This is a genomic window from Myroides sp. DW712 (genome assembly GCF_046557355.1).
GTDB lineage: Bacteria > Bacteroidota > Bacteroidia > Flavobacteriales > Flavobacteriaceae > Flavobacterium.
In genome coordinates this window covers 1-8,853 of record NZ_JBKFDO010000027.1, presented here as the reverse complement: position 1 = coordinate 8,853, position 8,853 = coordinate 1, and the positions used below count along the sequence as shown (strand labels likewise).

Sequence of the window (8,853 nt, the reverse complement as noted above, 5' to 3'; positions counted from 1 at the left end):
ATACGCGCAGAACGGTATTTTTCTTGATCACCAATAGGATACACAAAGGATTCATTTCCGATCTTCTCAACTGCGCCTTGCACGTGAGCAGCATCGCCTACTGATTCTGCTGTGGCTCCTTTTTGAAAGGTAAACATCCCATGGGAAAGCTTGGTAATAGGGTTGTAAGTAGAATCCACCAACACAATACCATTTTGAAAATCAACCACTCCAGAAGCATCGATGTTATTCTTTAGATCAAAGGCTACTTCAGGCACTGAACTATCAAAAACAACATCGTAAAACGAGGCAATTTGGTTTCCCGTAATCTGTTTCGCTTGTGAAGCAACACCATGAATGGTAAAAACCGTCATGGAAGTTTTGTGGTTGGTACTGATTCCATACGCACCATCATTGGCAAAGTTGTCGTAATAAATTACTGTTCCATCGTTGGTTACATCTCCAGAAGTCGTGTTTTCAAAATTTCCTTCAACGGCTAATATGCCAGAAGGAGAAACAGATAGCTCACCTGAATTGACAACAGGAATTGGTTCCTGACTATAGGTAAGTGTACTACTACCAAGTAGTAGTACACTGTATAAGATATTCTTTTTCATGCTTTTCTTTTTTTAAGATCTAATTCAATTGTAACAATTAATTGGATTCTCCTTTTACATTCCAAAAGGACCATTCCGTACCATTGAAAACACAAAGCATCTTAGAAACGGTATCAAAGGCAATTGTTCCTGCCTGTGGGCTCAGCATATTGATATGTGGACTTGCCATTTTGGGTAATACCATCGCTTTATTGGTAGCCTCTAAAACGAGTACACCAGAAGCGGTAGAAGTTCGACTTCCAATTACCGTTGAAGTTGCGTTTGTGCGTTCAGCAATTGCTTGTTGAATACTCAAATCCACTTGTCCTTCGTGAATGGATAAATCCATCCAGCCTGCTTGTGTTCCCCCGCGGTAATACTTTACTTTTTTATCCTGTGCATCAAAAATCAAGGTTCCTCCCACGGGTGTACGTACTTCTTGTTCCTTCGTTACCCAAGGCAAAATAATTCCTCTTGTTTCATTGGCTTTAAAATCCAAGATAACATCGGTTCCTTCTGTAGTCTTCTTCCCGATTGCCGTTTGGCTAAAAGCCGTACAAACACCAAGTAAAAAAGACAATCCAAGAAAGAGTATTCGCTTATTTATTTTGTTCATCATTGTTTTAAAATTTTGTTGAATGTTTAGAGGTTTACTCCTCTCTTCCAACAAGGTTCAACTAATCCTCTACACAGCTCTGTTCTAGGCATCCCCATTGGGTACCATCATACATTTTTAAACAGTTTACTGTTGTATCGTACACCAACATCCCTTCTACAGGATTGAGGCGTGCAATCTGTGCTGTTGTCAATCGAGTAAGTACAAAACCTTGGGTTTTTGATTCTAACACTACAAAGGCGTTCCCTCGGGCAGTGACCCAAGCATCATTTGGACGATCTAAAGTAGTTAGCGCTAGGTATCCATCGGAAGCCAAAATATCTCCATTATCTCCCTCTACTCCTTCATAGTAACAAACCGTACAATATGCTATTTCAATAGAACCTCCACTTTCAATGGTTGTTCCACTTGCACAAACATCATCTGACTCACTCAATAAATCATAGTCTAGATATAAAGGTGACTCTACCCTACCTCTTGAAGGATCCTGTGGATCAATATCTTCCCATACAATATCTTGTTCTGCTGGTGCTTTCAATTTAAACGTAAGGGTGTGTTCCCCTGCTGGTAAGATTAAATTTTCAATTGAAATGCTTCTTACATCATCCGTATCAATACTTACTCCTCCGCTTAGGCTAATTGTCGATGATCGAAGGGAGTTTCGCACATAGGTAAATTCTTCGTTATAGTTAAACTCAAGCAGCACCTCTTCTAATGCAACTGCATTCGGGTTATTAATCTTTAAGGTCATTGTCATTTCCTTATTTTCGGTATAACAACTCGGCTCAGCAATCATCGTAGTTTCAATCGGTAACGGGCGAATCGATGGATCTCCTGTTACCACTGTTCTTGTGGGTTCACAACCAGTACTCATTCGATCACAACTCAAAACATCATGAATGATATGGGGATTTTCTATTGTGTTATAGCTAATAAGAGCTCTATTTTCATAGGTACCTACTTGTGCATCTTGTTCAAAGAGTATTTTTCCTCTAAACGTTAGTGTGGAAGTACCAGGAACCTCGAGATCCTTAATGGTTAAAGTTCTTGTTTTTCCGTAGTCATTAATCACCGCAGAAGCAATCGCCTGATCGTCAACAGATAATGAACCATCTACCCAATACATACCCGCAGGTAACACATCAGAGAAGTTTACTTTATATGGCGCACAGTTGGTATTGGTAATGCGGAACGTATAGGTTCCATCCTCACACAACAGCATTTCACTCGGTCCTTCTTTTGTAAAGGTTAATCCATCTTCATTTGGCGCAGGTACTGGAGGTGGGCAAACAAATTGCATCGGTCCAATTCCAATTCTCATTTTTCCTGTTGTTCGCCCCGTAAAGGTGTGTACCACATAAATTTTTTCCACTGGTGTATCAAACTCTACGTGCATTCTACCTCTTAGAGCCGTGTAGCTTGAGGAGGTTAAACCTTTAGCTCTATTGCCTTCAATGACATACGATCTCTTGTGATTCGTAGCATAGCTCAATTTCGGCATTACAATACCCGAGCCACAAACACCATATACTTCAACCTGAGAAAAACGCCCACTCATTCGGTCAATTTCAAAAATCTCAAAGGTTGAGGCTGCAGCCCTTAAAGAACCATATTGTTTGAGCACTACTTCTGTCACCATTTTTTTATCTCCTGTTCCTCTTTGTCTGTACTCTCTCAAAGAGCGCAGGGAAGATGGTCTTGGATAGCGGCTTTTGAACGTAGATGGTGCTTCAATGGAAACGTTTACATCAGCAGTAAAGCCATCTCCTAAGTGATAAGATCCTGAGGTGGCCCCTCTCGTCCAATTATTTTTCGTAAAGTCTAAGGTTTTTACCCCTGTAAAATCACATGATTCACATATTCCAGGTAAGGTTTTGGCACCAAAAGTAAAGTAGGTTTTTTTATCTTTTGGAAACTTGTAGTTCGCTTGATGTCCCCCATTAACGAAATCTAAGGGTATAACTTGATCCCAAGCATTCATTCGCAATTTTTCTGGCGAATCGGCTACGAGTAAAAATACGTTCCAATTGGGTCCATTATACGGAAATACAGCATCTGCTGCACGCACTAAGATACTCTGATCAAAATTGGTGTTATCAACCAACCAAATTCGACCACTTAGGCGAGAGTCCATTTCTCCACATACCTCTTGGTTTCCTGCAAAGGAATATTGTGACAAGGCTTCTCCGTTGTGTCCCCAAGAAATAGCTGATTTATTGTTTACAATACTTCCTAGCTCAGGGTCTGCTCCTAATTTCGTTCCCACGCCCATGTGCACTATTGCACCAATATCAGTAGATTTCGCTTGTAAGTTTTCTAAATCTGCATCATCGTCTCGAACAACAGAAGCTACGTTGTTGTGAAACTGTAAATTTGTTATGCTATTTCCATTCCATACGGACGTATTATCGGATAATAAATAGTTGAAATTGAAGTTTCCTGCGCGACCTAATTTAATGGTAATCGCATATTTCAATCCCAAATAAGAGTTAATTCTTGCTCTTTCATTCTCTGTCAGGGCTCTTTCATATAAGATTACCTCTGGCATTACCCCTTGAAGGTAATACGTCTTGGAGGAACTTCCCGATCCTAACATTCCCTTTCCATTCATCAACACATTATGATAAGTATGTCTTACATATTCCGAATGTCCTCCATCAAATTCAAAGGTAACACCACTTCCAACTTGCCAATGGTATCCCGCAATGGTAGTCGCTCCTGGATTAAACAATCGCGTAGGGCTATTGGTTAATCCTGTTGATCCAATACGACCAAAACCATCTACGGCTGTACTACTTCCACGGTAAACGCCAAAGGAAGGACGTCGAGCATTGGTTGCTGCTCTGTGCTCACCAAAACCGATAAAATACGATCTTGTCGTTGCAAAGTTGTGATTCACCACGGCATAAAAGGCCACATTTGCGGGCGAAGCTACTGACATGGCTGCCCGATCCGTAATGAGGTAATCTTCCGCTTCTCTAAACAAAGCCGTCGGGTGAAAGTTTGTTCTTTCCTCACTAGGTACATACAAAGGAGCTCCTTTATTTTCAGGTCTTTTTCGGTAATTTGTTCCTCTTCCCGCATGGTCAGTCCAGCTAATAATTTGCCCACTGGCATTCACGGACATCGTATTTCTCATAGAGGCATTCAACCACATACGAAGACCATTCACTACTCCACCAGGTGCTAATGCTTCATAAGCAAACCCCACATAATCTCCGTCGTTGATGACCACATTACGAGCCACACCTTCATTTACTTTATAAATTCTCGTCTGACTTGGATTAAATGATTCATTTGCACTAACCAGTAACCAGCTTCCCATCCCTACTCTTGCATCTAGTGTAAATGTTTGTTGACCTGTTGCTTTGGCTTTCAACTTATAGTTGAAGGCTGTCGTTAGCTTTTCAGGTCTAGTTCTACCAGCTACGGAATCCGTCTGTGTTTGCAAGGTATAGTTTGCAAAACGCGTTCCCGCACCATAAGTATAAGCAGTAGTATTCAATGCTCCATTAGCTCCAAATAGCAACGCTGTTTTATTCTCTAATGTCGCTGTATTTTCTGCATTGGTATTTTTAAAGGTTCCCATTGCAATACCCAAAGCAGGATTATCTACACTTATCGCTTGCTTTTGATATAGCCCACTCGCATCATCTCTTGCAATACCAAAAATATCCGCTTGATAGGTTTCATATCCTCTAGTCGTACTATTATACACTACGGTACCATCAGACAACATATAATCCACCTGTGTTTCAGGTAAACTAAGTCCATATTTAAGGGCTAAGTGCGTATTAATCTTTTTTAAATCCGTTTCACTAAAAGGAGTGGAACGTTCTTCTATTGGTTTAGACAGTACAATGACTTCCATAATTTCGCCTTGATAGGAATTTACCTCTCCTGTTTCACTGCGAACGCTCCCCACAACACTTTTAGCGGAGGTTAGTATTCCTCTGGCTCCTCTGGAAGCTGTATTGGCAGCACGCTGGAAATTTTCGCCCTGTTGTGTAGCTGGGCGATTGGCTGTATCAGTCATGAACGCCATGCCAATTCCATAGGTCTTATTTCCTCCTGCAATCGGAGTAGCCCTACCTGACGCAAACGCTCTAGCAGCTGGCATACGATTCGACTGATCTGTTTCCAGCTGTCCTAACCTAAAAACAGGTACGTTATGCATTCCCGCAACATCTTCCTCACTACTTGAACGAGCTACCCAAATCACAAAATAAGATCGGTTGGGATCGGCTTGAAAATTCGCAAGAGACTCTAATGCTCTATACTCATTTCCTTCAGCTCTACCTTCTCCTTCTTCTGTATCCTTCTTGTAAAAGTCTACTGCCGCGTGGTAATTCATCGCGGATTTTATAAATCGTGGAGGTTGTCCTGATGTATTGGTGAAATTTCGCAACTTACTAGAGCGATCAAGCCAACTAGAAACAGCCTCACCATCTCGAATTACCCCACTAGTTACCTCATCAGCAGTCAGCCAATATTCTACCGTTACCCCTTGCACACCCCCTGGGGTTTGTGCAAAGAGAAACGAAGAAAATAGAAGTGTAATTAGTATATATATATTTTTCATTTATCATCCATTTTATTCTTACTGAAAAGTTTTTTCACTCCTGCTATCACCTATTTATCTTGGCACATTTCACGGAGTATTTCTTCTACTTTTTCTAAACGTTTACGAGTCTCCAGTGCAGATTTCGTTGCACGTTCCTGCTCTTCCATCAATTTTTCAATTTGATCTTGTTGCTCAATCGTATGCAAGAATAACTCCTCTACTTTCTCAAGTAATTCAACAGATAAATTTGTTAAATCAAATCCATAACCACGCTCATTTTTACTTAAGTCAGCAATCGGTGTAACGCCTGGTAAATGGTGATTTTCTTTGACGAAGGTTGCTACATCATTCAAGCTATTAAACTCATAAGTCAACTTAATATCTGAGCTTCCTGTAAAATATTTCTCAAATACATAATCCGCATATACCGAATTCGTTGTGAAGTATTTTCCACTGGTTACTACATCTCCTGCTACATACAGTTTAGCTGTGGTTTCACTAGCTGGAATCACACTCGCTCCAATAGCAACCGTACCTGTTTGATAAATATTTTGTGTATTAGCGTTCGCTACGTTAGTTGTTCCTTGAACCATCCATGGCGATGCCTGAATCCCTTCTGTAGGATCTACTTCTACTTTTGTGCCATCCTCCTGGATATAGTAGTATTTATTCGTGCTAGCATCATAATATACGTTTCCGTATTTTCCTCTTAGTTTATTGATGATTTCCGCAACAAAAGTAGGATGACTTACAAGTGCACTTAACGCCAATTGTACTTTATTATTTGAAGAATCTGTAATTACCAAATAATCGCCTTCAATGGTAAAACTCTTGTTTACCGTATTCAACGTACTCCAATCAATATCCTGTGGGTTCCCTTGATCATCTAAATAGTAAAACTTGTTCGTATCTCCATTATAGAAAACGTTTCCGTATTCTCCTTTTAGTTTGTTGATGATCTTCTCAATAAACTCATTGTTGTTGGTAATCTGATTGACAAAATCAATATTATCCCCCAACTTGGTGATAAACTCTTGATTCTCTACTAAATTCGTAACGAATTTGCTGTTCTTCGCAATCTCTTCTACCGCTAAGGATACTGTATCTCCTGCGGAATCCGTTACCACTAAGAAGTCATTCTCCAATGTAAAGCTCACGTTCACAGTGTTCAACGCTCCCCAGTCAATATCCTGTGGGTTCCCTTGATCATCTAAGTAGTAAAACTTGTTCGTATCTCCATTATAGAAAACGTTTCCGTATTCTCCTTTTAGTTTATTGATGATCTTCTCAATGAAGTCGTTGTTGTTGGTAATCTGATTGACAAAATCAATATTATCCCCCAACTTGGTGATAAACTCTTGATTCTCTACTAAATTCGTAACGAATTTGCTGTTCTTCGCAATCTCTTCTACCGCTAAGGATACTGTATCTCCTGCGGAATCCGTTACCACTAAGAAGTCATTCTCTAATGTAAAGCTCACGTTCACAGTGTTCAACGCTCCCCAGTCAATATCCTGTGGGTTTCCTTGATCATCTAAATAGTAGAACTTGTTCGTATCTCCATTATAGAAAACGTTTCCGTATTCTCCTTTTAGTTTGTTGATGATCTTCTCAATAAACTCATTGTTGTTGGTAATCTGATTGACAAAATCAATATTGTCCCCCAACTTGGTGATAAACTCTTGATTCTCTACTAAATTCGTAACGAATTTGCTGTTGTTCGCAATTTCTTCGACTGCAAGAGATACTGCATTTCCAGCTGAATCTGTAACAACTAATCGATCATTCACTAATGTAAAGCTCACGTTCACGGTGTTCAACGCTCCCCAGTCAATATCCTGTGGGTTCCCTTGATCATCTAAATAGTAAAACTTGTTCGTATCTCCATTATAGAAAACGTTTCCGTATTCTCCTTTTAGTTTATTGATGATCTTCTCAATAAACTCATTGTTGTTGGTAATCTGATTGACAAAATCAATATTATCCCCCAACTTGGTGATAAACTCTTGATTCTCTACTAAATTCGTAACGAATTTGCTGTTCTTCGCAATTTCTTCGACTGCAAGAGATACTGCATTTCCAGCTGAATCTGTAACAACTAATCGATCATTCACTAAGGTAAAACTCACGTTCACGGTGTTCAACGCTCCCCAATCAATATCCTGTGGGTTCCCTTGATCATCTAAGTAGTAAAACTTGTTCGTATCTCCATTATAGAAAACGTTTCCGTATTCTCCTTTTAGTTTGTTGATAATCTTCTCAATGAAATCGTTGTTGTTGGTAATCTGATTGACAAAATCAATATTGTCCCCCAACTTGGTAATAAACTCTTGGTTCTCTACTAAATTCGTAACGAATTTGCTGTTCTTCGCAATCTCTTCTACCGCTAAGGATACTGTATCTCCTGCGGAATCTGTTACCACTAAGAAGTCATTCTCTAATGTAAAGCTCACGTTCACGGTGTTCAACGCTCCCCAATCAATATCCTGTGGGTTTCCTTGATCATCTAAGTAATAGAACTTGTTCGTATCTCCATTATAGAAAACGTTTCCGTATTCTCCTTTTAGTTTATTGATGATCTTCTCAATAAACTCATTGTTGTTGGTAATCTGATTGACAAAATCAATATTATCCCCCAACTTGGTGATAAACTCCTGGTTTTCTACCAAATTCGTTACAAACGTACTGTTGTTCGCAATCTCTTCTACCGCTAAGGATACTGTATCTCCTGCGGAATCTGTTACCACTAAGAAGTCATTCTCCAATGTAAAGCTCACGTTCACAGTGTTCAACGCTCCCCAATCAATATCCTGTAGGTTCCCTTGATCATCTAAGTAATAGAACTTGTTCGTATCTCCATTATAGAAAACGTTTCCGTATTTTCCTTTTAGCTTATTGATGATGTTCTCAATAAACTCATTGTTGTTGGTAATGTGATTAACAAAATCAATATTATCCCCCAACTTGGTGATAAACTCCTGGTTTTCTACCAAATTCGTTACAAACGTACTGTTGTTCGCAATTTCTTCGACTGCAAGAGATACTGCATTTCCAGCTGAATCTGTAACAACTAATCGATCATTCACTAAGGTAAAACT

The 8,853-nt window shown here is 39.7% G+C and carries 3 protein-coding genes and 1 pseudogene; all 4 read right to left on the bottom strand.

Going from position 1 to position 8,853, the window contains the following annotated elements; all coding sequences use genetic code 11:
- Positions 1-596, bottom strand: a pseudogene (locus tag ACLJX0_RS15165) (gliding motility-associated C-terminal domain-containing protein); the annotation flags it as partial.
- A 37-nt stretch (positions 597-633) separates the two neighbouring features.
- A complete protein-coding gene (locus ACLJX0_RS15160) occupies positions 634-1,194 on the bottom strand; it encodes a hypothetical protein (protein ID WP_410881661.1) in 561 nt (186 codons plus the stop codon).
- A 58-nt stretch (positions 1,195-1,252) separates the two neighbouring features.
- Complete coding sequence (locus tag ACLJX0_RS15155; protein ID WP_410881660.1) at positions 1,253-5,773, bottom strand: hypothetical protein; 4,521 nt, start codon at positions 5,771-5,773, stop codon at positions 1,253-1,255.
- A gap of 50 nt (positions 5,774-5,823) precedes the next feature.
- Positions 5,824-8,853 (bottom strand): hypothetical protein (locus tag ACLJX0_RS15150; RefSeq protein WP_410881659.1); only part of this gene is annotated, 3,030 nt, incomplete at its 5' end.

Coding starts and splice junctions, on each gene's coding strand:
- ACLJX0_RS15160 (WP_410881661.1), bottom strand. CDS start 1,194: ATGATGAACAAAATAAATAAGCGAATACTCTTTCTTGGATTGTCTTTT.
- ACLJX0_RS15155 (WP_410881660.1), bottom strand. CDS start 5,773: ATGAAAAATATATATATACTAATTACACTTCTATTTTCTTCGTTTCTC.